Source organism: Vannielia sp. ABF1_015, from assembly GCF_056160745.1.
Genome location: NZ_JBSWXT010000001.1, coordinates 1,454,716 through 1,479,809 on the forward strand (window position 1 = coordinate 1,454,716; position 25,094 = coordinate 1,479,809).

The window sequence follows — 25,094 nt, forward strand, 5'->3', positions numbered from 1 at the left end:
GTCATTGTTTGATTGGTCAATCAATAAATGAACCGAGACCTCCGAAGAACAGGGAGACACCTATGAAAACCACCGCAGCCGTATCCGCCCTCGCTATTTGTGCCGCCTCCTCGGCCTTTGCCGCGTGCGACAGCGTCGTCATGTCTGACGTCGGCTGGACCGACATCACCACCACAACAGCCACCGCTAAGCACGTGCTGGAAGGGCTGGGCTATGATGTTGACGTAAAAATCCTTTCGGTGCCCGTCACCTTCGCCTCGCTGGAGAGCGATGATGTCGACGTGTTCCTCGGCAACTGGATGCCGGCCCAGAATGGCGCCATCGGGCCCTACCTGGAATCGGGCGAGATCGAGCAGATCAACGTAAACCTCGAAGGCACCAAATACACCCTCGCCGTGCCCGCCTACACCTGGGAGCGCGGCCTGCAGAGCTATGGCGACATCGCCAAGTTCGCCGAATCGCTGGAAGGCAAGATCTACGGCATCGAGCCGGGCAACGAGGGCAACGCCTACCTCGTGTCGCTGATCGAAGAGAACAAGATGGGCCTCGGCGATGCCGATATGGAAGTTGTCGAAAGCTCCGAGCAGGGCATGCTGGCGCAGGTCGCCCGTGCCTATAAGGACGAGCAGGATGTTGTCTTCCTCGGCTGGGAGCCGCACCCGATGAACGCCAACTTCGACCTGAAGTATCTTCCCGGCGGCGAAGACTTCTTTGGTGGCGAGGGCGTGGTGCACACCGTCACCCGCAAAGGCTTCTCGGAAGAATGCCCGAACCTCGGCAAGCTCTTTGCCAACATGGATTTCACCCTCGAGATGGAAAACGGCATCATGGGCCAGATCCTCGATGATGGTGCCGATCCGGAAGACGCTACCGAAGAGTGGCTGAAGGCCAATGCCGATGTGCTCGACACGTGGCTTGACGGCGTGACCGCGATGGATGGCAGTGATGCCAAGGCCGCCGTCAGCGCGGCGCTGGGCCTCTAATCGCAAATATTAAGACCGAACCGCCCGCCACGCGCGGGCGGTTCTCTTTTGGCCAACTGATTCAAGCGCGGCGCGCGCTAGGCCAACCGAAGACGAAGGGAGACAAGGGCAGTGGAAGACTGGCTGGAAGAGTACAAGATACCTGTCGGCAAGGGCGCAAAAGTCGTCTTCGACTGGATACGAGACCATGGCGAAGTGTTGCTGGATGGCTTTGCCGCAGTGATGGAAGCCATGATCGACGCCATTCTGTGGGTTATGCAGGAGCCGCCCGCGATCATCGTCATCGCCGCCTTCGTCGTCGCCACATGGTTTCTCCAGAAAAGCTGGAAAGTCTGCCTCTTCGTCTTCCTCGGCTTCCTCTTCATCCTCAATCAGGGCTACTGGGAGGAAACCACCGAAAGCCTCACGCTTGTGCTTTCGGCCTGCCTCGTGTGCATGGCCATCGGCGTGCCCATCGGGATCGCCGCCGCCCACCGGCCCAAGATGTATACCTACCTGCGCCCGGTGCTCGACCTGATGCAGACCCTGCCCACCTTCGTCTACCTGATCCCGGCCATCGTCTTCTTCGGCATCGGCATGGTGCCGGGCCTCATCGCCACGGTCATCTTCGTGCTGCCAGCCCCGATCCGGCTCACCTACCTTGGCGTTGCCTCGACCCCGCAAACCCTGCTGGAAGCCGCTCGCGCCTTCGGTGCCACCCCGCGGCAGACGCTCTGGAAGGTCGAGCTTCCCTATGCCTTCCCGCAGATCATGGCCGGCCTGAACCAGACCATCATGCTTTCGCTCTCCATGGTCGTCATCGCCGCGCTGGTGGGCGCCAACGGCCTTGGCGTGCCGGTGATGCGCGCGCTCGGGCAGGTGAACACGGCGCTGGGCTTCGAAAGCGGCTTTGTCATCGTCGTGGTCGCCATCATGCTTGACCGGATGCTCAACGTGGGGGCACGCAAATGACTACAGCGGTAAAAATCGACAATGTCTCCATCGTCTTTGGCGACAAGCCAAACCGCGCCCTGCCATTGATGGACGAGGGCCATGAGCGCGGCGAGATCCAGCAGGCCACCGGCCAGGTGCTTGGCGTGCACAACTGTTCACTCGACGTGAATGAGGGCGAAATTCTCGTGCTCATGGGCCTGTCCGGCTCTGGCAAATCCACCCTGCTGCGCGCGGTGAACGGGCTCAACCCGGTGGTGCGTGGCGCGGTTCATGTGAACGACGGCCAAAGCATGGTCGACGTGACCAACGCCGACAAACCCACGCTCCGCCGCATCCGCATGCACCACGTGGCCATGGTCTTTCAGCAGTTTGGCCTGCTGCCCTGGCGCTCGGTGCGTGAAAACGTCGGACTAGGGTTGGAACTGGCTGGAATGCCAAAGGCCGAGGCCGATGCCAAGATCGACGAACAGCTTGATCTGGTCGGCCTCACCGACTGGGCCGAGCGCAAGGTGGGCGAGCTTTCGGGCGGGATGCAGCAACGCGTCGGCCTTGCACGCGCCTTTGTCACCGATGCTCCGATTCTCCTGATGGACGAGCCATTTTCGGCGCTCGACCCGCTCATACGGTCCAAGCTGCAGGATGAGCTTCTGGAGCTGCAACAGCGCCTCAAGCGCACCATTATCTTCGTCAGCCATGATCTCGACGAAGCCTTCAAGCTCGGCAACAATATCTCGATTATGGAAGGCGGGCGCATTGTGCAAACCGGCGCACCGCAAGACATCTTCCGCGACCCGAAGAACGACTACGTCGCCGAGTTTGTTCAGCACATGAATCCCCTCGGCGTGCTTCGCGCGCGCGACCTGATGCAGCCCGCCGTCGGCGCTCCATCCGTCACCATCGACGCCAACAGCCTCGTGCGGGACGGTCTGGAGACGGTGACGGCGCAGGCTGAGCCGGTCGGCGTTACGGAAGACGGCGCGCTCGTCGGCCAGCTCTCGAAGGATGACATTTTGGCGGGCCTCACAGAGCGCGATATCACCCCAACGGGCTGACGCGGCCCTCTACACGACACGCTGGACCTTGCCGCGCCCTTGGGTATTTTCGCGCCAAAGATGGCCCGCCCAAGGGCCGTCGCAGCGCCACGCAAGGGAAAGCCGCCATGTCCGCCAACAAACGTATCGTCCTGTCCAGCGACCACGCCGCCATTGCGCTGCGCCAGACCATCGCCGCCCATGTTGCCGGGAAAGGCTGGGAGGTGGTCGACATCGGGCCGACCACGCCAGAGAGCACGCATTACCCCAAGCACGGGCAGGCGGCGGCGCGTCAGGTGGCTTCTGGCGATTGCGCGCTGGGAATTATTCTGTGTGGCACCGGGCAGGGCATTATGATGGCTGCCAACAAGGTGCCCGGCGTGCGCTGCGGTGTCTGCGCCGATACTTTCTCGGCCCGGATGATCCGCCAGCACAACGACGCCAACATCCTCTCCGTCGGTGCCCGTGTGGTGGGCGAGGGGCTGGCGCTTGATATCGTCGATGCCTTCCTCGACGCGGAGTTTGAAGGCGGTCGCCACGCAATGCGGGTCGAGATGATTGAGGGGCCTGAAAGCTGAGGCAGCGAAGGGGCTGATCGCGCCCTGAAGTCACCGCCGAACAAGCGGCGGTTTCCGGTCAGTGCCCCAACCAAAGCGCGCATAATCGCTCGAAGCATTGCATCCCGGCCGTATCCCGGCCGGGATGTTACGCGCCAGCGTCCAGCCAAAGGTTAGTTTATGTACCCGCAGAACTTGGCGACGCCATCGGAGGGCGAACATACCTGTTTGCCGAAGCCACCCAGAGCAGCGTTACGACCAAGTAGGCCATACGCCGCCGGGGCGAGCCGATCAGCGGAGCGAGCATGGCGTTCCGCAGGGGCGTATGTGCGGCCTGTGTCACCTCACGAGGCACCACCACCGGCTGCCGGCCTTTGTCGCGCCCGCTCGGAGACCATATGGGCGATCATACGTTGCAGGCCCTCCTCAAAAGAGACGGTGGGGCGCCAGTCCAGCAGCTCTTGAGCGCGGGAAATATCAGGGCATCGGCGCAGTGGATCATCCTGCGGCATGGCCCGCCATGTCAGTTCCGACTTCGAGCCAGTTGCGGTCAGCACCAGCGCAGCGGCATCCGAAATGCTGCGCTCATCGGGATTGCCGAGGTTGACCGGCGCAGAGCCCACCTCATCGTTGGCCATCAGCCGCATCAGCCCCTCTACCAGGTCGTCTACATAGCAAAACGAGCGTGTCTGGCTTCCGTCCCCATTGATGGTCAACGGTGCTCCGTCGAGGGCCTGATCAATGAAGGTGGAAACGACCCGCCCGTCGCCCGCCTGCAACCTCGGGCCGTAGGTGTTGAAGATCCGCGCAATCCGAACCTCCACACCATGCCGCGCCGACATCTCGTAAAACAACGTTTCAGCAGCGCGCTTGCCCTCATCGTAGCAGGCCCGTGGGCCCGTCGTGTTTACATTGCCATGGTAGCTTTCTGGCTGCGGGCTAACGGTCGGGTCGCCATAAACCTCGGAGGTGGACGACTGCAAAATCCGTGCGCCCTTTTCACGGGCCAGTTCCAGCAGGTTCAATGCCCCCCAGACGGACGTCTTGAACGTGTGTATCGGGTCTTCCTGATACTTCAGCGGAGAGGCCGGGCTCGCGAGGTTGTAAATCTCGGCCACAGGGCCTTTCACGATGGCAGGCTCAATTACATCATGCCGCCGGAACTGAAATCGCGGATGGCTGGCCAGGTGGGCAATATTGTCCATGCTGCCTGTCATCAGGCTATCCAGACACAGCACGGAATGACCTGCGTCTATCAATCGGTCACAGAGGTGCGAGCCAATGAACCCGGCACCACCAGCAACGATGATGCGGTGCTCTGGTGTATTTTCGCTCGAACGGATTTTGTCCTTAGGCCCTGGTTGAATATGCAGCATTATAGCCCCTCAAATAGTTCCCCCGAAACGGGGATCCCGAGAAAACGGGAACTTGAAAAATAGTATCGTCTAACCTGAACAATCGCTGACCGCAGCAAACTTTCGGCACGAGTCCTTGGTATGACTATAGCATTTTTTTGCTGTTTGGGGTGAGTTTGCAGCGGGTACCGGGAAATCAAGTAAGTGTCGGTTTATTGTCTTTGTTTCATAGCCTTGACAGGTCGCCGCACAGGGGCCCCTGACGAAAAGGGACGTGCCACAAAGGAAAGGATAACACGCGCAGGGTGGCATCTTGGCGTTGATCCAACCTCAGGGTGTTGGTCTTGCAGCCCAGGTCAAAAATTGAGTGATTCTTGCAGGTTAGTGGGACACACGGTCAGCCATGATTGCATGATGGCCGCCAGCGCCACCTCAAGTCGCCCCGACGGCCTGTCTAGCTGCGACCCTTGAGACCTTTGGCGCGACGAGCAATCCCGCCATCGAACGCCAGATCCGCGCGCCTGACCGTGCATGACCATTCCGGCCCGAAGCAATAAGGAAGCCCTGCACGCCAGCGCAAGCGGCCGCACAAGGTCACAGCAAGCCCATCAGGACAGAAAATACCGAAGAGGGGAAATGGTGGAGCCTAGGGGAGTCGAACCCCTGACCTCTTGCATGCCATGCAAGCGCTCTCCCAACTGAGCTAAGGCCCCGGTGAGGCGGACGTTTAGGGAATCGCGGCGGGGGGATCAAGCGAAAATATCGCCACCCGCCACATTTCCCGACGTCGCCTCAGCTCTCTTCTTCGTCCGACGCAACGTCGGCGATATCGTCGAGCGACACATCGTCGTCGTCGTCATCTTCCAGAACGTCATCGCCAAGATCGACATCGCTGTCGTCATCATCATCGTCGTCGAGCACGGCGATATCGGCATCTTCTTCCTCAGTCTCCACAGACTTCGGATCAGGCTTGTCGCCCTTCAGCGCAGAGCGGGCCTTGCTGCCGGTATCCAGCACCACGACTTCGCCGGTGTAGGGGCTTACGATCGGGTCTTTACCCAGATCATAAAACCGCTTGCCGGTGGTCGGGCAGACGCGCTTGACGCCCCATTCTTCCTTAGGCATCGAAATCCTCACATGCTTCGGGGTTCGAGCGGGGCCAATGCCATGCCCCGGCGGGCCTGTAAAGGGGGTATCGGCCTTTCTTGCCGGGCAGCGGCGGGCTAGGTTGGTGCCGGGCAAAAGGGGCAGGGGCATGGGCAGGATCACATTGCCGGGGCAGGGACCGGGCGAGGCCGAGGTGGAGGTTACGCTGCGGCGCTCGGCGCGCGCGCGGCGATTGTCGCTCCGGGTGTCGGGCGTTGATGGCCGGGTGACGCTCACCATGCCGCGCTTCGCCCCCGAGCGGGAGGCCCGCAGCTTTGCCGCCGAGAAGGCCGGGTGGATCCGCGAAAGGCTGGCCGAGCAGGCCCCCTTCGTGCCGGTGGAGCTGGGCGCAGAGCTGCCGGTCGAGGGGGTGCTGCGCCGTATCGAGGCTGCGCCGGTGCGGCGGATAAGCCTTGAGGCTCAAAAGCTTCTGGTGCCCGAAGGGGCCACCCGCCTGCCCGCACGCCTAGGGGCCTTCCTGCGCGAGATCGCCCGCGAGCGCCTTGCCGAAGCTTCAAGCCGGCACGCCGCCGCGCTGGGCCGCCCCCACGGCCGCATCACCCTGCGAGATACCCGCTCGCGTTGGGGCTCATGCAGCCATGAGGGCAACCTGATGTACTCGTGGCGCCTCATCCTCGCCCCGCCGGAGGTGCTCGACTATGTCGCCGCCCATGAGGTGGCTCATCTTGCCCATATGGATCACTCACCGCGCTTCTGGGCCGCCTGCGCCCGGCTTTGCCCCGGCTATGAGGCACCGCGCCGCTGGCTTCGCCAAGAGGGTGCGGCGCTTCACCGCTATGGCTTCAAGGGATAGCCGTTTGCCGTTGACGGGCCGCAGATTCGTGATCACGGTTGCGCCATGCTAATCCAACCGCCCCCCGCAGATGCCGCCCCTCCCAGCCGTGGTGCTCCCGCGCCCTCCGGTGCCGCGACCGCCGCGCATGACCGCGTCTACCGCGCCCTGCGCACCCGGATCATGCATGGCGAGCTCTTGCCCGGCCACGCGCTAACCCTCCGGGGTGTCGGCAAAGAGTTCGGCGTGTCGATGACACCGGCACGGGAGGCAGTGCGGCGGCTGGCAGCGGAAGGAGCGCTAACGCTCTCGGCCTCGGGCCGTGTGTCCACCCCGGTGCTGACGAACGACCGGATCGAGGAACTGGCCGCGATTCGTGCGCTGCTGGAGCCCGAACTGGCCACCCGCGCCCTGCCTCGCGCCCATATCGCGCTGATCGAGCGGCTGGAAGCGGTGAACGCGACGATCGCTGAGGTTACGGCGCGGGGCGATGCGGCGGGTTATATCCGCGCCAATCTGGAGTTTCACCGCACGCTTTACCTGCGGGCGCAGGCCCCGGCGATGCTGGCTCTGGCTGAAACCGTCTGGCTCCAGTTGGGGCCGACCATGCGGTTGCTTTATGACAGGCTGCGACGCACCGAGGTGCCGCGCCACCACCGGCTGATCGTGGCAGCGCTGAAGGCGGGCGACGAGCCGGGCTTGCGACTGGCGGTGCGCTCGGATGTAACGGGCGGTCTGCGGATGCTGGCCAGCTGAGGGTGTTGGCGGCGCTCAGAGGCTCCGCAGCATACTCTGCATCTCGAGCGCGGAGATGCCCAGCGAAGCGGCCAGCCGGGCCAGAAAGCCCTTTTCCGAGTGGCTGATCGTGCCATCCGAAACAGTCACCATCAGCGCACCACGCATCAGGGTTTCGCGCTGGCTGGCATTGAGACCATCACCAAAAGCCTTGAAGTCATCGTCCGAAACCTTGGTGCCCGCCATCCCGATGAGCCGCTCGATCTGGTCGGGCGAGTAGGCTGAGCCGGTCAGCTTTTCGCTGGCGAAGGCGATCAGCTTCACCTCTTCCGGGTCCACCACGCCATCGGCCTTTGCAGCATGGCACATCACGTCCAGCACCCGCTGGGCAAAGCCGCCCGCGCCTGTCATCGCATTGCGGCGACGGCGGCGCCCGGCGGTACGGAGCATTTTGAGCAGGCCGAACAGCCCGAAGGTGGCGCCAAGAGCGGCAGAGCCGGCGAAGCCTGTCACAAGCTGGGCGGTCTGCATCTTCGGCTCGGCGGGCAGGCCTGTGGGCACGTCACCGGCCGCAATCATCCGCTCCATCCGGGCGGTATCGACCGGAACGAACCGCTCACCATTGCAACCGTCGTAGGAAAGCGCGTAGCCGTTCATGCTGCGCCAGAACCCGATCTGAAAGATGTGATGCTTGGTGCTGAGGTGGCATAACGCCATTGCATTGCCGTTGCCCGAGCTGATGTTCGTCGGCGCGACGAAGTGCAACTGCTGGCTTTCCATCCAGATCGCCCCGCCACCACGGCGTGCTTGGGCTTCATCCGAACTGGCCGTCAGGACCAGGGCGGCGGCGGCCGCAACCATCCCGAACTTGCGCATCGACATGTCCTCTCGCTTTACTCAACAATCCGGGCTCTTTGGCCCATTCCTTGCCATAAGCGTTAACAGCCGATTTGGGCGGGCGTGGGGCGCAACTTGAGCACGAAAAAGGCCGCGGTGCTGCCACCGCGGCCCTGTTTCAGCAGGGGTGAGCCTCAGGCGTGGATGGCCCCGTCGCCGCAGGCCAGAGCGCTCTCGCGCACGGCTTCGGAGAAGGTCGGGTGAGCGTGGCAGGTGCGGGCCACGTCCTCTGCCGAGGCACCAAATTCCATCGCCACACAGATCTCGTGGATCAGCTCACCCGCCGAGGGGCCGATGATGTGGCAGCCGAGGATGCGGTCGGTTTCCTTGTCGGCGAGCATCTTCACAAAACCCTCGGCCTGATGCACCGACTTGGCCCGCGCGTTGCCCATGAAGGGGAACTTGCCAACCTTATAGGCCTTGCCCTTCTCCTTAAGCGTCTCCTCGGTTTCACCCACGCTCGCCACCTCTGGCGCGGTGTAGATGACGCCCGGAATGAGCCCGTAGTTGATATGCGGCTTCTGGCCCGCCAGCATCTCGGCCAGCGCGGTGCCCTCGTCTTCGGCCTTATGGGCGAGCATCGGGCCGGGGATCGCGTCACCGATGGCATAAACGCCCTTCACGGCGGTCTGGAAGTGGTCATCCACCTCGACCTGCCCGCGCTTGGTCATCTTCACGCCCAGCTCGTCCAGTCCCAGCCCGTCGACGTAGGGCTTGCGGCCCGTGGCCACCAGCACCGTGTCGGCCTTCAGCTCGTGGGCGCTCTCGTCCTTGCGCAGCTTGTAATGCACCGTGGCCTTGTTGCCCTTGGTCTCCACTTTGTTGACGGCGGCGCCCATGACAAACTCAAGCCCCTGCTTTTTCAGGATCTTCTGGAAATTCTTGGCAACCTCGGCATCGGCACCGGGGGTGATGGCATCGAGGAATTCCACCACCGTCACCTTGGATCCGAGCCGGGCATAAACCGAGCCAAGCTCCAGCCCGATCACCCCGCCGCCGACAACGACCATCTCACCGGGCACCTTGCCCAGCTCCAGCGCGCCGGTGGAGGTGACAACGACCTTCTCGTCAATCTCCACCTCGGCACCGGGGATGCTCGCAGGTTCGGAGCCGGTGGCGATGATGATGTGCTTGGCCTCGTGGGTCTCGTCACCCACCTTCACCTTGCCCGCCCCGGGGATAGAGCCCCAGCCCTTCAGCCAGTCGATCTTGTTCTTCTTGAACAGAAATTCGATGCCGCCGGTGTTCTGGTCAACGGTCTTTTGCTTGTAGGCTTTCATCTGCGGCCAGTCGACGGAGGGGCTTTTGCCCTTGAGGCCCATCTCGGCGAAATTGTGCTCTGCCTCGTGCAGCAGGTGCGAGGCGTGGAGCAGCGCCTTGGAGGGGATGCAGCCGACGTTGAGGCAGGTGCCGCCCAGCGTCTCCCGGCCCTCCACAACGGCGGTTTTCATGCCGAGCTGGGCGCAGCGGATGGCGCAGACGTAGCCGCCGGGACCGGCGCCAATGATGATCACGTCATAAGAGGACATGGGCTCTCCTTTACCAAGATTCGGGGCATGCAGAACTGATGCACAATCCATGCACAACCCATGCAGATGTCATCCGACATATGCGATTTTCGGGTGAATTCGTTAACGCGACGCCCGCTCATGACAGGCCGCCCTCGGGCAGCGGTGTGCCCTGATGGAAGCGGGCCTGCCAGCCCTCGGGCGTTTCGGCCCAGAGGGTGGAGCCGGCGGCCCATTGGACCTCGTCAGGGTAGCGGGTTTCGGAGGTGTAGGTCACGAGGGTGATGCCGGGCGCGATGGATTGGCTCTCCAGCTCGTGCAAGCGGTGCTCGGAGGGGCGACCCTCGGAGGTGTCGGTCAGCAGCTCTTCGCGGGTGTACTTCCGGCCCGAGCGCGACAACTCGAAGAACTCGGGTGCCAGCAGCCGCTCGATGGCGGCGCGGTCATAGGCGGAGGCGGCGGCCCAGATGGCGTTTTCCAGCGCGGCGAAATCGGTCATTCCGGCACCCCGCTGAAGGCGCCCTTGCGGTAGAGGTGCCACGCGAACCACGCCAGCGCGAGGGCGAGCACCAGCTCCACCGCGGCGACGATCCAGACCAGCGGGGTGATGAGCCATTGAGGCTCGATGCCCTCGCCCACGCTCGGAGTCCGGCGGATGAGCAGGAAGGAAAAGCCGCAGATGGCCCAGATCAGCAACACCGAAACAGGCCTCCGGGCGGGCAGGGTGCGGGACAATGCGAGCAACAGGAGCGCTGGCAGAAAAGCGAGCGCTGCGAAAATCAGCAACCACGGCTGAAAGCCCCCGCCCCCAAAGGTGCCAAGGGCCAGTACGCCAACAATGGAGAGCACACCCAGCGTGAATCCGGCAGACCGCAACCCGCTCGCTGTATCGGGCGAGAAGGCGAAGGTTTCGGCACGGGTGAGCAGAGTCATGCGTGCGATTTACCGATTGGCACCCACAGCAAGAGCATGGGATGACCGGCTATTGAGGTTTGTTTTGAGAGGAAACTCGTCCAGTCCGCGATTACATTGCTATTCATCGGTGGGCCCCGGGATTAGCTTTTGGGGAGGCTCCAAAAGAGCCGGGGGCGCTTCATGTTCAATGCCAAGTCTACGGCTCTCGGCCTTGCTGTGCTCATCTGCCCAAATGGTCATAGCTGACTTAACGGCTTCAAGTGCTTCTGGTCCGCTCGCCGCGGTAGTAACAGCTAGGTTCACCGCCGTGAAAATGGCCATCAGATGCGCGCTGCCTACAGAAAATCGCGACCGTGGTGCTTCGAGCTCCTGTAGGAAACTTTGAATTTCAGTCCGCAGCCTTTTTTCTCTGGGTTCCGTTAACCCAAGATTGCCTATCTCATCGTGGATCTTAGCTACCAGTACTCTTATTTCTGCTTTAGCCCGTTCATGGACTTTAAAGCCGAAAGGCTTCACTCCGGTGCCCATCTTCAAGTGCTGGCGAGTTGCCACAGCTTGGGCTCCGATCATGAAACCATCCAGCCGAGAGGTCGGGTCATTGCCAGATGGAATCGCGATTCCTTGAATGCCTAGCTCCTCAGCGGCGGCAGTGACAATCTCCATGTACTGCATTTTTAAGGCCTTGCCGGTGCGCTCACTTTCATCATCGCTGAGAGCATTCTCCAGCCGTGATCGGGCGATGTTCTCTATCGCCACCCACCTAGCCCCGGACTCTTCCGGCAGATCCTCAAAGTCTTCGTGATGCAGTAGTTGTAAAATCATTCACAGGTCCATCAGGAGCCGGCGCGGGTCTTCCAGCGCCTCTTTCACCCGCACGAGGAAGGTCACGGCGCCTTTGCCGTCCACGATGCGGTGATCGTAGCTCAGCGCGAGATACATCATCGGGCGGATCACGATCTCACCGCCCACAACCATCGGCCGCTCCTGAATCTTGTGCATGCCGAGGATGCCCGACTGCGGCGGGTTCAGGATGGGGGACGACATCAGCGAGCCGTAGACGCCGCCGTTGGAGATGGTGAAGGTGCCGCCCTGCATTTCTGCCATTGAGAGCTTGCCGTCGCGCGCGCGGGCGCCCTTCTCGGCAATCGCCTTCTCGATCTCGGCAAAACTCATCGCATCCGCGTTGCGGATCACCGGCACCACGAGGCCTTGGGGCGTGCCCGCGGCAATGCCCATGTGGACGAAGTTCTTGTAGACAATATCGGTGCCGTCGATCTCGGCGTTCACTTCCGGCACCTCACCCAGCGCATGCACGCAGGCCTTGGTGAAGAACGACATGAAGCCCAGCTTCACGCCATGCTTCTTGAGGAAGAGGTCTTTGTACTCGTTCCGCAGCGCCATCACCTCGGTCATGTCCACCTCGTTGTAGGTGGTCAGGATCGCGGCAGTGTTTTGCGCGTCCTTGAGGCGGCGGGCGATGGTTTGGCGCAGGCGCGTCATCTTCACCCGCTCTTCGCGTGCCTCGTCCTCGGCGGCAACAGGGCCGCGCGGCGGGGAGGCGGGGGCGGGCGCGGAGGAGGAGGCCGAAACGCCCGCCTGCACGGCCTTCATCACGTCTTCCTTCATGATCCGGCCATCCTTGCCGGTGCCTTTCACGTCACTCTCCGAAAGGCCCTTCTCTGCCATCATCTTGTTGGCCGAAGGCGCGTTTTCCACATCGGCGCCCTTGGCGGCGGTGGCCGCTTCGGGGGCCTTGGGCGCGGCTTCATCCTTGCCGCTTTCGGCGGGCTTCGCCGAGGAGGAGCCACCCGAGGCCCCGCCCATCACCGCAAGCTTGCCGCCCGCCTCAACAGTAGAGCCCTCTTCGGCGATGATCTCGGTGATCGTCCCGGCGGAGGGGGCGGGCACTTCAACGCTCACCTTGTCGGTTTCCAGCTCGCAAAGCATCTCGTCGGCTTCGACGCTGTCACCCACCTTCTTGAACCACGTCGCCACGGTTGCCTCGGTAACGCTTTCACCCAGCGTCGGCACCATAACGTCCACGCTTTCGCCACCGGCATCACCGCCAGCACTCTCGGCAGGCGCGGCCTCTTCGGCCTTCGGCTTCTCGGCCTTGGGCTCTTCTTTCGCGGGGGCGGTACCTTCGCCACCCTCGGAAATGGTCGCCAGCAGCGCATCAACGCCCACCGTCTCGCCCTCGGCGGCGACGATCTCGCCCATCACGCCAGCAGCGGGGGAGGGCACTTCTACGGTGACCTTGTCGGTCTCCAGCTCGCAGAGCATTTCATCGGCGGCAACAGCATCGCCCGGTTTCTTGAACCAGGTGGCAACGGTGGCCTCGGTAACGCTTTCGCCCAGAGTGGGCACGCGGACTTCGGTGCTCATTGATCAGTTTCCTTCAATTCCGAGCGCCTCGTTCACGAGGGCTTCCTGTTGTGCTTTGTGCTGCGAGGCGAGGCCGGTGGCCGGAGAGGCCGAGGTGGCGCGGCCTGCATAGGCTGGGCGGCCGTACTTTGCCTTGATCCGGCCCAGCACCCATTCGATGTTCGGTTCGATATAGCTCCACGCGCCCTGGTTCTTGGGCTCTTCCTGGCACCATACCATCTCTGCTCCCTTGAACCGCTCCAGCTCCTTGACGAGGCTGATGGCGGGGAAGGGGTAAAACTGCTCGACACGCAGCAGGTAGACATCGTCGATCCCGGCAGCGTCGCGCGCTTCGAGCAGATCGAAGTAGACCTTGCCCGAGCACATCACCACGCGGCGGATCTTGTCGTCGGCCACCAGCTTGGTGTCGGAGTTGCCATGTTCGGCGTCATCCCACAGCACCCGGTGGAAGCTGGATCCGGTGGTAAACTCTTCCCGCCGGCTCACCGCCATCTTGTGCCGCAACAGCGACTTGGGCGTCATCATGATGAGCGGCTTGCGGAAGCTGCGGTGAATCTGGCGACGCAGGATGTGGAAGTAGTTGGCCGGGGTCGTGCAGTTGGCGACGATCCAGTTGTCTTGCCCGCACATCTGCAAGAAGCGCTCCAGCCGCGCCGAAGAGTGCTCCGGCCCCTGGCCCTCGTAGCCATGCGGCAGCAGGCAGACGAGGCCCGACATCCGCAGCCACTTGCTTTCACCCGAGCTGACGAACTGGTCAAACATGATCTGCGCGCCGTTGGCAAAATCGCCAAACTGCGCCTCCCAGAGCACCAGCGCATTCGGTTCGGCCAGCGAGAAGCCGTATTCGAAGCCCAGCACCGCATACTCCGAGAGCATGGAGTCGATCACCTCATACCCGGCCTGACCGGCGCGGATATGGTTGAGCGGATAGTAGCGCTCTTCCGTCTCCTGATTGACGAAGGCCGAGTGGCGCTGCGAGAAGGTGCCGCGCGTGCTGTCCTGCCCGGCGAGCCGCACCGGGTAGCCCTCGGTGAGCAGCGAGCCAAAGGCCAGCGCTTCGCCGGTCGCCCAGTCGATGCCCTCACCCTTTTCGATCATCTGAGCCTTGGCGCCCATCATCCGCTGCACCGTCTTGTGCAGCGCATAGCCCTCGGGCGCGGTGGTCAGCGCCTTGCCAACCTCGGTGAAGGTCTCTTCGGCAATCGCCGTCTCGCCGCGCTGATACTCCTCGCCGCGCCGGTCGAGGTGCGACCAGCGGCCATCGAGCCAGTCAGCCTTGTTGGGCTTGAAGTTCTTCCCGGCTTCAAATTCGTCATTCAGGTGGCTTTGGAAGGCCGCCTTCATGTCTTCGATCTCGCCCTCGGGAATGAGGCCATCCTTCACCAGCCGCTCGGTGTAGAGGCTCAGGGTCGTTTTGTGGCCCTTGATCCGCTTGTACATGATCGGGTTGGTGAACATCGGCTCGTCGCCTTCGTTATGGCCGAAGCGGCGATAACAGAAGATGTCGAGCACCACGTCCTTGTGGAACTTCTGGCGGAACTCGGTGGCTACCTTGGCGGCATGTACCACGGCCTCCGGGTCATCGCCGTTCACGTGGAAGATCGGCGCTTCCACCATCAGCGCGATGTCGGTGGGGTAGGGGGACGAGCGCGAGAAGTGGGGCGCGGTGGTAAAGCCGATCTGGTTGTTCACCACGATATGAATGGTGCCACCGGTGCGGTGCCCACGCAGGCCCGAGAGGCCAAAGCACTCGGCCACAACGCCTTGCCCGGCAAAGGCTGCATCGCCGTGCAGCAGGATCGGCAGCACCTCGGTGCGCTCCTTGTCGCCAAGCTGGTCCTGCTTGGCGCGGGCCTTGCCCAGCACCACCGGGTTGACGGCTTCAAGGTGGCTGGGGTTGGCGGTGAGGCTGAGGTGCACGCTGTTGCCATCAAACTCACGGTCCGAGGAGGCGCCGAGGTGATATTTCACGTCGCCCGAGCCATCGACATCTTCGGGCTTGAAGCTGCCGCCCTGAAACTCGTTGAAGATTGCGCGATAGGGCTTTGCCATCACATTGGCAAGCACAGAGAGACGGCCCCGGTGGGGCATCCCGATCACGATCTCCTTTACGCCCAGCGAGCCGCCGCGCTTGATGATCTGCTCCATCGCAGGCACCAGCGCCTCGCCGCCATCAAGGCCAAAGCGCTTCGTGCCCATGTACTTCACGTGCAGAAACTTCTCAAAGCCCTCGGCCTCGACCAGCTTGTTCAAAATCGCCTTCCGCCCCTCGCGGGTAAAGGCGATTTCTTTGCCGAGCCCCTCGATGCGCTCCTTCAGCCAGGAGGCTTCTTCGGGGTTGGAAATGTGCATGTATTGCAGTGCGAAGGTGCCGCAGTAGGTGCGGCGCACGATGTCGATGATCTGGCGCAGCGAGGCAAACTTGAGGCCCAGCACCTGGTCGATGAAGATCGGCCGGTCCATGTCGGCATCGGTAAAGCCGTAGCTCTTCGGGTCCAGCTCGGGGTGGGGCGTCTGGTCCTGCATGCCCAGCGGGTCGAGATCAGCCACCAGATGGCCACGGATCCGGTAGGCGCGGATCAGCATGAGCGCGCGGATGCTGTCGAGCACGGCCGTGCGGATCGCCTCTTCATTCACCGGCGCAGCCTGTGCGCCAGCCGCATCCTTGATCTTCTTCGCGGCGCCCTTGCCCTCGGGCGTGGCCTCTGCCGGCCACTCGCCGGTGAGTGCGGCTGTCAGTTCATCCCCCGGCACCGGCGGCCAATCGCCCCGCGCCCAAGAGGGGCCCTTGGCCTCCGCCTTCACATCGGTCTCGCCGTCACCCAGCTGCCGGAAAAACTCGGCCCATGCGCCATCAACCGAATTCGGATCATCGGCGTATTTGGCATAAAGCTGTTCGAGGTAGGCGGCGTTGTGCCCCTGCATGAAGCTGGAGGCATGGAAAAGGTCGTTGGGGCTTTGGTCGGTCATCTGAGCACCTGACAGGTTGAAGGCCGCAGGCGGAGGAGCCCGCCGGCGGCCAGTTTTGGCGTATGTTGCGCGGCCCTAGCCAATCGCCTTCAGCACGGCTTCACCGAGGCCAGCAGGGCTGTCGGCAACCACGATCCCGGCGGATTTCATCGCTTCGATCTTGTCTTCCGCGCCGCCTTTGCCACCGGCAACAATCGCACCGGCATGGCCCATGCGGCGGCCCGGAGGGGCGGTGCGGCCGGCGATGAAGCCAGCAGTCGGCTTCCAGCGGCCCTTCTTCTTCTGCTCGGCGAGGAACTCGGCGGCCTCTTCTTCGGCGCTGCCGCCAATCTCGCCGATCATGATGATCGACTGGGTCTCGTCATCGTCGAGGAACATGTCGAGCACGTCGATGTGCTCGGTGCCCTTGATCGGGTCGCCGCCGATGCCGACGGCGGTGGACTGGCCGAGGCCCGCGTCGGAGGTCTGCTTGACGGCCTCATAGGTCAGCGTGCCCGAGCGCGAGACCACGCCAACGGAGCCGCGCTTGTGGATGTGGCCGGGCATGATGCCGATCTTGCAGGCGTCAGGCGTGATGACACCGGGGCAGTTGGGGCCGATGAGGCGGGAGGACGAACCCTCCAGCGCGCGCTTCACGCTCATCATGTCGAGCACGGGGATGCCCTCGGTGATGCAAACGATCAGCTCCATCTCGGCGTCGATCGCCTCAAGGATGGAGTCGGCAGCAAAGGGCGGCGGCACGTAGATGACGGAGGCATTGGCCCCGGTCACGGCCTTCGCCTCATGCACCGAGTTGAAGACCGGCAGGTCAAGGTGGCTCTGGCCGCCCTTGCCGGGGGTCACCCCCCCAACCATCTTGGTGCCATAGGCGATGGCCTGCTCGGAGTGGAAGGTGCCCTGCGAGCCGGTGAGGCCCTGACAGATTACCTTTGTGTTTTCATCGACGAGAATGGCCATCGGCGCGTTCCTCTTTGCTTCGTGGCCCTCGGGCCGATTATCAGGCGGGGCCTCCTGCGGCCCCGATACGTTTCAGTTCGACGGGAAGTAGAACCGCACATCGTTGTCGTTATTGCCGACGCAGACAGGGTCTTGCCCGCCGGAGGTGAGGCCGACGCTCCGGAACCTGCCAATCTTCCAGCCCGCACAGCCCTCAACCTCGGCTTCCATCGGATTAATACCCGCAACCTGAAGGAAGTTTTCCAACAGCAGCGCGGCTTCATCGGAGGATTGGGAGGTATGGGCGACCGAACAGATTGCGCCGTCCATGTAGAGCGAGACGTAGATGTTCGACGCGGGGTGGCTGATCTCGGCCATGCCGATCGCGGGGTCGGAAAAGACATTCCACCCAGCCACGTCGAACAGGGCCTTTGTCCCATCCTCATCGCCACCGCCCAAAAGGCAGGCCGCCCATGCGCCGCTCTGCGCTTCCGCCCCGTCAGGCTTGGAAAGCTGCCGGGTCATCTTGTGCAGTGCAACGAAGTCATCCGCCGCCACCGGGGTGGCGACGAGGCAGGCGAGGAGAGGGAGAGCGCGGCGCATCGGCCTTAGCCTTTCACTGCCTTCACGATCTTCTCTGCGCCGTCCGAAAGGTCGTCGGCGGCGATCACGTCAACATCGGAGTTGTTGATGATCTCCTTGCCTTTCTCCACGTTGGTGCCCTCGAGGCGCACCACCAGCGGCACCTGCAGGCCAACCTCTTTCACCGCAGCAATCACGCCCTCGGCGATGACGTCGCAGCGCATGATCCCGCCGAAGATGTTGACGAGGATGCCCTTCACGTTCGGGTCGGAGGTGATGATCTTGAAGGCCTCGGTCACCTTTTCCTTGGTCGCGCCGCCGCCTACGTCGAGGAAGTTGGCAGGCTCGGCACCGTAGAGCTTGATGATGTCCATCGTCGCCATGGCAAGGCCCGCGCCGTTCACCATGCAGCCGATTTCGCCGTCGAGCGCGATGTAGTTGAGGTCGTATTTGGACGCCTCAAGCTCCTTCGGGTCTTCTTCGGTGGTGTCGCGCAGTTCGGAAACGTCAGGCTGGCGATACATCGCGTTGCCGTCGAAGCCGAGCTTGGCGTCCAGCACCTTCAGCTCGCCGTTGGGCATGAGGATCAGCGGGTTGATCTCCAGCATCTCCATGTCCTTCTCCATGAAGGCTTTGTAGAGAATGCCCATCAGCTTGACGCATTGCTTGACAGCGGCGCTCTCCAGCCCGAGGGCGAAGGCAACGCGGCGACCGTGGTAGGGCTGGTAGCCTGTGGCCGGATCAACGCTGAAGCTCAGGATCTTCTCGGGCGTCGCGGCGGCAACTTCCTCAATGTCCATGCCGCCCTCGGTGGAGCAGACGAAAGACACGCGGCTGGTCTGCCTGTCCACCAGAAGGGCAAGGTAGAACTCGGAGGTGATGTCCGAGCCATCCTCGATGTAGATGCGGTTCACCTGCTTGCCCGCCGGGCCGGTCTGGTGGGTGACGAGGGTTTTGCCGAGCATCTTCTTGGCTTCCTCGGCGGCCTCTTCGACCGACTTGGCAAGGCGCACACCGCCCTTTTCGCCAGCAGCGGCTTCCTTGAACGAGCCCTTGCCGCGCCCGCCCGCGTGGATTTGCGCCTTCACCACCCAGAGCGGGCCATCGAGCGCTCCGGCGGCAGTCTTGGCCTCATCGGCCTTCAGGACGGCGCGGCCGTCCGAGACCGGGGCGCCGTAGGAGCGAAGCAGGGCCTTCGCCTGATACTCATGGATGTTCATGAAGGTGTTCCTCAAGCTGCGGTTTGTCCTGTCCTTGACACAGGCAGCGCGGCAGGCAAACAAAAATTTCCTGTAAATGCAGGGGTTGGGCAGGATTAATGCGATTTGTGATCACAGCCGAGAATTGTGTGATCACAAGTTAACGGGCTGCTAACGCTACCATGAGAATCACCCTGCCCGGCTCGCACCGGGGCTGGCCAGAGCCCGAGCGGGGCGATATGCATAACCACATGAACACGACCCCGAAAGCAGAGGCCTCGCCCGCAGGCAAACCAGGCCGCGCCCCCAGCTTTGCCGTAACGGCCACCGTTCGGGAGCCCGCCGAACTGGTGCTGGCCTTCGTCGCACACCACCTCGAGCTCGGTGCCAAGAAGATCATCATCTACCTCGATGATCCCGACGATCCGGTGCGCCCCCTTCTGGTAAAAACCCCAAGGGTCAACGCCATTCGCTGCACCGAGGCCTATTGGAACGACGTCACAAGTGGCCGAGGCCGCCCGCCCAACCAGAATGCCCGCCAAGCGGTCAATGCCTCTCAAGCTTATAAAAAGGTGAAGGCCGACTATCTGCTGCACCTCGACGCCGATGAATTCCTGCACATGGCCCGCCCCTTCGCTGAAGAGGTCGCGCGGCTGGAGGACGATGATGTCTGGCTCCGTGTGCCCGCGGTTGAACGCTGCTGGCTGGAGGGCGACGCCTCCGACCATATCTTCTCCGGAGTCTTCCGCCATCCGATCAAACAGGCCCCGCTGATTGCCAAGCGGATCTACGGGGAAGAGGTGACGCCATTTCTGGCCAATGGGCTGGCAGGCTCATCCCACGGCAAGCCGCTGGTGCGCACCGGGCACAAGGTTCAAGTGCAGGTCCATGCTGCCAAGCTGCCGGGCAAAAACAACGGCTGGGCCAAGCACAAAAAGGCGACCGGCCTGCACGTGCTGCACTTCGACGGGCTGACGCCGCTGCACTGGGCCGCAAAAACCCTGCGCTATGCCGAGCAGGGCGATGAGGCCATCGACAAGCTGCTGCACCAAGAGCGCGCCCGGCAGGTCCGTGAGGTGCGAGACAATATTTCCACCATGCCCGAGCTTTTGCGGTTTTTCCGCAAGATCACCGGTCTGACCCCGGATCAATCCCGCGCGCTCACCGAGCATGGCCGCCTCAGCGCCATGAAGATCGACCCCGAAGCGGCGATGCGCCGCGTCTTCCCCGAGGTCGAGGCCGATTTTTCCTTCCGCGCCTTCGATCTGAAGCTGGGCAGCGAGAACGCCAAGCGACTGATGAAGAAGATCGCTGCAAATCAGGCGGCGTGAACGGCTTCAGTACCGCGTGAAGAGGCGGCGAAGGCCAGCGGGGATATCGTTGACCAGCAGGTGTATGGCCCCAAGCAAGCCACGGCGCAGAAGCGGCGTGACGGCCCCGTCATTGCCAAGTGTCCGGTCTGCGGTGATCAGGCGCTTAATGTGACGGGCATAGCGCGGGCCGCAAACTTCCTCGAGCGTGCGGAGCTCGCGTCGCGTGCGTTGCTTGCGCAGATGCTTGTGAAGGCGGGGCAGGTGCAAAAGGCGGGGCGCAGCGGTGCGTCGCCCCATGGCCTCCAGCGCAGTGAACTCGATCAGGTTGTACTCACTCGGCAGCACGGCCAACCTCAGATCGCTCTGATACAGCAATTCGCGCAGCACAGGCTGGTCGCGGTCGTATCCGCTTTCAGTCAAAACGGCCTCGATATTCTGCATGAAGGCGCGCGTTTGCGGTGAGGCACGCAGCCCGATGCAGCCCGAGTTGATCTGCGGAAAAGCCGCCGGAATGGCTGTGCGAAACGGCCTGCGGCCCCAGTCGGAGTTACGGTTGGGCTCATGAGCGGCGGCGATGTCGAAGTGATGGAGCAGTTCGAACACATCCGCCATCGGGGCCGTGCAGATGACATCGCCGTCCAGATAGATCGAGCGGTCAAAGCGCGAGCGGTACAGCGCCTCGAACTTGGGCCGAAACCCCGAGGTTTGCAGCATCGTGACCTGCGAAAACACCGATGCGTCACAGGGCACATCGGTGAACAGGTCTATCGGATGGTCGGGATGGTGACGGCGGATGGTCTCCGCCGCCCGCACCGTCAGCGGGAGGTAGGCCGCACCGCTGACGGCAAAGACGAAACCTTCGTCAGGCAAGCGAGCTGTCGATGCCCTTGCAGGCCTCGACAAGGCCCTTCACGGCTTCGACCGACTTGTCGAACATCACTTGCTCTTCCTTGTTGAGCTTGATGTCCACAACCTTCTCGATGCCACCAGCGCCGATGACGGTCGGCACGCCAACATACATGTCCTTCACGCCAATCTCGCCGTCGCAATAGGCGGCGCAGGGCAGCACGCGCTTCTGGTCTTTCAGGTAGGCCTCGGCCATCTCGATGGCGGAGGTGGCCGGGGCGTAATAGGCCGAGCCGGTCTTCAGCAGGCCAACAATCTCGGCGCCGCCGTCACGGGTGCGCTGGATGATCGCGTCGAGCTTTTCCTGCGTGGTCCAGCCCATTTCCACGAGGTCCGGCAGCGGGATGCCGGCAACGGTGGAGTAGCGGGCGGAGGGCACCATGGTGTCGCCGTGGCCGCCGAGCACGAAGGCGGTGACGTCTTTCATCGATACGCCAAATTCGAGGCTCAGGAAGTGGCGGAAGCGGGCGCTGTCGAGCACGCCGGCCATGCCGCACACCTTGTTGGCGGGCAGGCCACTGAATTTCTGCAGTGCCCAAACCATCGCGTCGAGCGGGTTGGTGATGCAGATTACGAAGGCGTCGGGCGCGTGGGCGGCGATGCCCTCACCGACCGACTTCATCACCTTGAGGTTGATGCCGAGCAGGTCGTCGCGGCTCATGCCGGGCTTGCGCGGCACACCGGCGGTGACGATGCACACGTCGGCGCCGGCAATGGCGGCGTAGTCGGTGGTGCCCGAAAGGGCGGCGTCGAAGCCCTCGGAAGGGCCGCTTTCAGCGATGTCGAGCGCTTTGCCCTGCGGCACACCATCGGCGATATCAAAGAGGACAACGTCCCCAAGTTCCTTCATTGCGGCAAGGTGGGCGAGCGTGCCGCCGATCTGTCCCGAGCCGATAAGTGCGATCTTCGGTCTGGCCATTATGGGTCGTCCCTCATTGGTGACATGAAATCTCGCCACGCCTAGCCAATGGCTTGCGGGCGTGCAAGGCTGCAATGCAGCAAACATGCCGCACCTGCACATGGGGCACGGGCGGAAAGGCTAAAAGATGCAAGGAGTTGGCAGGCATGTGGCCTGATCCATGGGTGATGGCCGTGGCGGTGCCCGCGGTGATGTTTGCGGGCATTTCCAAGGGCGGTTTCGGCTCTGGCGCGGCCTTCGCTGCGGCCCCGATTCTCGCCCTTGCGATTGATCCGCGCATGGCCGTCGGGTTGTTACTGCCGCTGCTCATGCTGATCGACGTTTTTACGCTCAAGAGCTTCTGGAAGCAGTGGCATACCCCCTCCGCATGGGCCCTCTGCCTTGGCAGCCTTCCGGGTATCGCGCTTGCGATCTGGCTCTTTCAGGTTGCCGATGCCGATACTTTCCGCCTGCTGATCGGAGCCATTGCTATCTTCTTCGTGGTCTATCAACTGGCACGGTCGTGGGGTCTGCTCAAAATTCCCGACCGTCCGTTCGATCCCGTCACCGGAGGGGCGGCAGGGGCGGTTGCAGGCTTCACCAGCTTCCTCAGCCACGCGGGCGGCCCGCCCGTCGCGGTGTTCCTCTTGGCCCAGGGAATGGGCAAGACAACCTATCAGGCGACGTCTGTCATCGTGTTCTGGGCGATCAACCTGCTCAAGTTCATCCCCTACGCGGCGCTCGGCGTTTTCACCAAAGAGACCGTGGTGCTCGATCTCTGGTTGGCCCCCGCCGCCGTGCTTGGCGCATGGCTCGGGGTGAAAGCGCATCACGTGGTGCCCGAAAAGCCGTTCTTTGCCCTCACCTACGTGATGCTCCTGCTCACCGGCGGCAAGCTGATCTGGGACGCGCTGACCTGAGACCAGCGCATCCGCGCGGTATCAGGCGTCTTTCTCACCCGCAGGGATCAGCGCCTCTTCCACCAGTTCAAAGGCCTTGCCCGAGGCGACGAGGCAGGTGATGCCATTGGGCATGGTCACAACCACAGTCCAGGTGCCGCTTTCCAGGTTGGCGAAGGTCTCGACAACCCGGTTGTTGGCGCCCAGCCCAATGGCCTGGCGGCTCTCGCCGTAACCATCGGCGAGGCGGGCAACCACCTTTTCACGGTTGGCGCAGTTGCGGTTCTGAGCCTCGGCCCCGGAGGCGGCGAGGCAGGCAAAGCCCGCGGCGATAAAGAGAAGTTCTTTCATGGTCCAAACCCTTTTAGACAGCGTGGCCCCATGTCGGGCGTGCCCGGCTTTGCCGGTGGCATGGGTGGCGCATTCGGCGCCGGTCTTGCAAGGTCGGACTGATTATTGCCGTCTGTCTTGGCGGCCCTGCCAAGAACGGCCCTCCAGTCGCCCGACTCGGTCAGAATGCTGCGCCAAAAGTGGTGATCATCTCGTTAACCCTCCGCGACGGTGGCAAAGGCCCCTCTTCGGAAGGACCGAAAGTTGCCATCCTGCCTCATTTTCAGAAATGATCTTGCGCGGCGGCGCAGCATTTGGTCTTTCTGCGCGTGCAACCTGCCCGGAGAGAATCAATGCCCGCCACACGCCCCTATCGCTCGCTGCTCTATATTCCCGGTTCCAAGCCCCGCGCGCAGGAGAAGGCGGCAACCCTGCCGTGCGATGCCATCATCTTCGACCTTGAAGATGCGGTGACGGCGGACGCCAAGGAGGAAGCGCGCGCGCTGCTGGCCAAAACCCTCCCGACGGCAGACTATGGCCCGCGTGCCCGCATCGTCCGGGTCAACGGCGCAGACACGCAGTGGGGCGCGGCGGACCTTGAGGCCATGTGCAAGCTGGCCCCCGATGCAATTTTGCTGCCCAAGGTCGGCCACGCTGACGAAATTTCCGCCGTAAAGGGGCAGCTCGACGCGGCCGGTGCCACCAACACGAAGATCTGGGCGATGATGGAAACGCCGATGGGCATCTTTAACGCGCTCCCCATCGCGCAGGCTCCGGGCATGGGCGGCTTCGTGATGGGCACCAATGATCTGGCCAAGGAGTTGAACTGCCGCAGCCGCGCGGACCGGTTGCCAATGATGTTCGCCCTCCAGCAATGCCTCATGGCTGCCCGGGCCGCCGGGATCGTGGCCATCGACGGGGTCTATAATGCCTTCAAGGACGACGAGGGCCTGAAGGCCGAATGCGCGCAGGGCCGCGACCTCGGGTTTGACGGCAAAACCCTGATCCACCCCGCGCAGTTGGACATCACCAACGCTGCCTTCGCCCCATCGGATACCGAGATCGACCTCGCACGCCGCCAGATTGCGGCCTATCAAGAGGTCGAGGCGAGCGGGCAGGGGGTGGCGGTGGTCGATGGCCGGATCGTGGAGAACCTGCATATCGAAACCGCCCGCGCCACGCTCGCCAAGGCAGAGGCCATTGCAGCGATGGCCGAATGAGGGCAAAGTGAACTCAACGGTTCACTTGCTGAGGATACCCAGATGGCACTCCCGCTCACACTCCTGATCGCCGGCCTTGCGCTCTGGTGGCTCGCCCACCTCTTCAAGCGCATCGCGCCAGAGCGCCGCGCGGCTATGGGCAATGGCGGCAAGGGAGCAATGGCACTGGCCCTCATCGCCTCCGTCGTGCTGATGACCTTCGGCATCCGCATGGCCGATGCGTCGCCCGACATCTGGTATCCGCCCTATTGGCTGCGCCACCTCAACAACCTGCTGGTGCTCGTCGCGCTCTATTTCACCTCGCCCGGCCCCTCCAAGGGCGCGCTCTTCTACAAGATGCGCCACCCCATGCTCTTCGGCTTCGCGCTCTGGGCCTTCGCCCACCTGCTGGTCAACGGCGACCTCGCCACTATGATCCTCTTTGGCGCGCTGCTCGTCTGGGCTTTGGTGGAAATGGCGGTCATCAACCGCGCCGAGCCGGAGTGGACTCCGCCGCCGAAAGGCTCCATCGCCAAGGATGCGATGTTCTTTGCCATTTCCATCCTGCTGCTCGGCCTGATCGGCTGGATCCACGGCCTGCTCGGCTACCCTGTGTTTGGATAA

At 62.9% G+C, this 25,094-nt stretch carries 25 protein-coding genes and 1 tRNA gene; 10 read left to right on the forward strand and 16 right to left on the reverse strand.

Features of this window, described 5'->3' with window-relative positions; translation table 11 throughout:
- Nucleotides 1–62: 62 nt before the first annotated feature.
- The 4 genes from choX (at nt 63) to rpiB (ending at nt 3,525) form a co-directional block, all read left to right on the forward strand.
- Nucleotides 63–983 (forward strand): choline ABC transporter substrate-binding protein, encoded by a 921-nt coding sequence (choX, locus tag ACXAG6_RS07255; RefSeq protein WP_140013260.1) that lies wholly within the window; start codon nt 63–65, stop codon nt 981–983.
- A 111-nt stretch (nt 984–1,094) separates the two neighbouring features.
- Entirely contained in the window at nt 1,095–1,934 is an 840-nt protein-coding gene (gene choW, locus ACXAG6_RS07260) for a choline ABC transporter permease subunit (protein WP_140013261.1), read from the forward strand.
- Entirely contained in the window at nt 1,931–2,968 is a 1,038-nt protein-coding gene (choV, locus tag ACXAG6_RS07265) for a choline ABC transporter ATP-binding protein (protein ID WP_475336524.1), read from the forward strand. The genes choW and choV overlap by 4 nt, the downstream gene beginning before the upstream one ends.
- 107 nt (nt 2,969–3,075) lie before the next feature.
- The gene (gene rpiB / locus ACXAG6_RS07270) at nt 3,076–3,525 is read left to right on the forward strand and encodes a ribose 5-phosphate isomerase B (RefSeq protein WP_475336526.1); all 450 of its coding nucleotides are present in this window, start codon (nt 3,076–3,078) and stop codon (nt 3,523–3,525) included.
- Between the two features lie 323 nt (nt 3,526–3,848).
- Here the strand turns inward: rpiB and ACXAG6_RS07275 are convergent, their stop codons facing one another.
- From ACXAG6_RS07275 to ACXAG6_RS07285, 3 genes are all read right to left on the reverse strand, one after another.
- Nucleotides 3,849–4,880 carry a UDP-glucuronic acid decarboxylase family protein gene (locus ACXAG6_RS07275; protein ID WP_475336529.1) on the reverse strand — a complete coding sequence of 344 codons (1,032 nt, stop codon included), beginning with the start codon at nt 4,878–4,880 and terminating at the stop codon, nt 3,849–3,851.
- Nucleotides 4,881–5,496: 616 nt separating this feature from the next.
- A tRNA-Ala gene (locus ACXAG6_RS07280) sits at nt 5,497–5,572 on the reverse strand.
- A 79-nt stretch (nt 5,573–5,651) separates the two neighbouring features.
- Nucleotides 5,652–5,984 (reverse strand): TIGR02300 family protein, encoded by a 333-nt coding sequence (locus ACXAG6_RS07285; RefSeq protein ID WP_140013271.1) that lies wholly within the window; start codon nt 5,982–5,984, stop codon nt 5,652–5,654.
- Nucleotides 5,985–6,114: 130 nt separating this feature from the next.
- Between ACXAG6_RS07285 and ACXAG6_RS07290 the strand changes: the two genes are divergently transcribed.
- Both ACXAG6_RS07290 and ACXAG6_RS07295 read left to right on the forward strand, forming a co-directional pair.
- On the forward strand, nt 6,115–6,819 hold the full coding sequence (locus ACXAG6_RS07290; protein ID WP_475336531.1) for a M48 family metallopeptidase: 705 nt from the start codon (nt 6,115–6,117) through the stop codon (nt 6,817–6,819).
- A gap of 45 nt (nt 6,820–6,864) precedes the next feature.
- Complete coding sequence (locus ACXAG6_RS07295) at nt 6,865–7,554, forward strand: GntR family transcriptional regulator (RefSeq protein WP_140013273.1); 690 nt, start codon at nt 6,865–6,867, stop codon at nt 7,552–7,554.
- Nucleotides 7,555–7,569: 15 nt separating this feature from the next.
- Here ACXAG6_RS07295 and ACXAG6_RS07300 read toward each other — a convergent pair whose 3' ends face one another.
- The 10 genes from ACXAG6_RS07300 to sucC all read right to left on the reverse strand — a co-directional run bounded on the left by ACXAG6_RS07300 (nt 7,570) and on the right by sucC (nt 18,946).
- On the reverse strand, nt 7,570–8,415 hold the full coding sequence (locus ACXAG6_RS07300) for a tellurite resistance TerB family protein (RefSeq protein WP_475336534.1): 846 nt from the start codon (nt 8,413–8,415) through the stop codon (nt 7,570–7,572).
- 149 nt (nt 8,416–8,564) lie between these two features.
- Nucleotides 8,565–9,959 (reverse strand): dihydrolipoyl dehydrogenase, encoded by a 1,395-nt coding sequence (gene lpdA / locus ACXAG6_RS07305; RefSeq protein WP_475336536.1) that lies wholly within the window; start codon nt 9,957–9,959, stop codon nt 8,565–8,567.
- Nucleotides 9,960–10,077: 118 nt separating this feature from the next.
- The gene (locus ACXAG6_RS07310; protein ID WP_475336538.1) at nt 10,078–10,437 is read right to left on the reverse strand and encodes a DUF4440 domain-containing protein; all 360 of its coding nucleotides are present in this window, start codon (nt 10,435–10,437) and stop codon (nt 10,078–10,080) included.
- On the reverse strand, nt 10,434–10,871 hold the full coding sequence (locus ACXAG6_RS07315) for a hypothetical protein (protein WP_475336541.1): 438 nt from the start codon (nt 10,869–10,871) through the stop codon (nt 10,434–10,436). The genes ACXAG6_RS07310 and ACXAG6_RS07315 overlap by 4 nt, the downstream gene beginning before the upstream one ends.
- Nucleotides 10,872–10,970: 99 nt before the next feature.
- Nucleotides 10,971–11,675, reverse strand: coding sequence for a hypothetical protein (locus tag ACXAG6_RS07320; protein ID WP_475336543.1), 705 nt, complete (start codon nt 11,673–11,675; stop codon nt 10,971–10,973).
- Nucleotides 11,676–13,238 (reverse strand): 2-oxoglutarate dehydrogenase complex dihydrolipoyllysine-residue succinyltransferase, encoded by a 1,563-nt coding sequence (gene odhB / locus ACXAG6_RS07325; RefSeq protein ID WP_475336546.1) that lies wholly within the window; start codon nt 13,236–13,238, stop codon nt 11,676–11,678.
- Nucleotides 13,239–13,241: 3 nt separating this feature from the next.
- Nucleotides 13,242–16,208, reverse strand: a complete 2,967-nt coding sequence (locus ACXAG6_RS07330) for a 2-oxoglutarate dehydrogenase E1 component (protein ID WP_475336549.1) — start codon at nt 16,206–16,208, stop codon at nt 13,242–13,244.
- Nucleotides 16,209–16,283: 75 nt separating this feature from the next.
- On the reverse strand, nt 16,284–17,165 hold the full coding sequence (gene sucD, locus ACXAG6_RS07335; protein WP_475336551.1) for a succinate--CoA ligase subunit alpha: 882 nt from the start codon (nt 17,163–17,165) through the stop codon (nt 16,284–16,286).
- Nucleotides 17,166–17,237: 72 nt separating this feature from the next.
- Nucleotides 17,238–17,747 carry a hypothetical protein gene (locus ACXAG6_RS07340; protein WP_475336554.1) on the reverse strand — a complete coding sequence of 170 codons (510 nt, stop codon included), beginning with the start codon at nt 17,745–17,747 and terminating at the stop codon, nt 17,238–17,240.
- Nucleotides 17,748–17,752: 5 nt separating this feature from the next.
- Complete coding sequence (gene sucC, locus ACXAG6_RS07345) at nt 17,753–18,946, reverse strand: ADP-forming succinate--CoA ligase subunit beta (RefSeq protein ID WP_475336557.1); 1,194 nt, start codon at nt 18,944–18,946, stop codon at nt 17,753–17,755.
- 161 nt (nt 18,947–19,107) lie between these two features.
- On the opposite strand from sucC, the gene ACXAG6_RS07350 reads away from it, so the two are divergent.
- A complete protein-coding gene (locus ACXAG6_RS07350; protein WP_475336559.1) occupies nt 19,108–20,256 on the forward strand; it encodes a glycosyltransferase family 2 protein in 1,149 nt (382 codons plus the stop codon).
- A gap of 6 nt (nt 20,257–20,262) precedes the next feature.
- Here ACXAG6_RS07350 and ACXAG6_RS07355 read toward each other — a convergent pair whose 3' ends face one another.
- Nucleotides 20,263–21,108, reverse strand: coding sequence for a hypothetical protein (locus ACXAG6_RS07355; protein WP_475336563.1), 846 nt, complete (start codon nt 21,106–21,108; stop codon nt 20,263–20,265).
- The gene (mdh, locus tag ACXAG6_RS07360; RefSeq protein WP_475336565.1) at nt 21,101–22,063 is read right to left on the reverse strand and encodes a malate dehydrogenase; all 963 of its coding nucleotides are present in this window, start codon (nt 22,061–22,063) and stop codon (nt 21,101–21,103) included. The genes ACXAG6_RS07355 and mdh overlap by 8 nt, the downstream gene beginning before the upstream one ends.
- Before the next feature lie 146 nt (nt 22,064–22,209).
- Between mdh and ACXAG6_RS07365 the strand changes: the two genes are divergently transcribed.
- Nucleotides 22,210–22,962 (forward strand): sulfite exporter TauE/SafE family protein, encoded by a 753-nt coding sequence (locus ACXAG6_RS07365; RefSeq protein WP_475336566.1) that lies wholly within the window; start codon nt 22,210–22,212, stop codon nt 22,960–22,962.
- Between the two features lie 21 nt (nt 22,963–22,983).
- On the opposite strand, the gene ACXAG6_RS07370 is transcribed toward ACXAG6_RS07365, so the two are convergent.
- Nucleotides 22,984–23,292 (reverse strand): hypothetical protein, encoded by a 309-nt coding sequence (locus ACXAG6_RS07370; RefSeq protein ID WP_475336569.1) that lies wholly within the window; start codon nt 23,290–23,292, stop codon nt 22,984–22,986.
- 332 nt (nt 23,293–23,624) lie between these two features.
- Between ACXAG6_RS07370 and ACXAG6_RS07375 the strand changes: the two genes are divergently transcribed.
- Nucleotides 23,625–24,491, forward strand: a complete 867-nt coding sequence (locus tag ACXAG6_RS07375; RefSeq protein WP_475336571.1) for an HpcH/HpaI aldolase/citrate lyase family protein — start codon at nt 23,625–23,627, stop codon at nt 24,489–24,491.
- 42 nt (nt 24,492–24,533) lie between these two features.
- Nucleotides 24,534–25,094: an NnrU family protein gene (locus ACXAG6_RS07380; protein WP_475336573.1), complete on the forward strand. Its 561-nt coding sequence runs from the start codon at nt 24,534–24,536 to the stop codon at nt 25,092–25,094.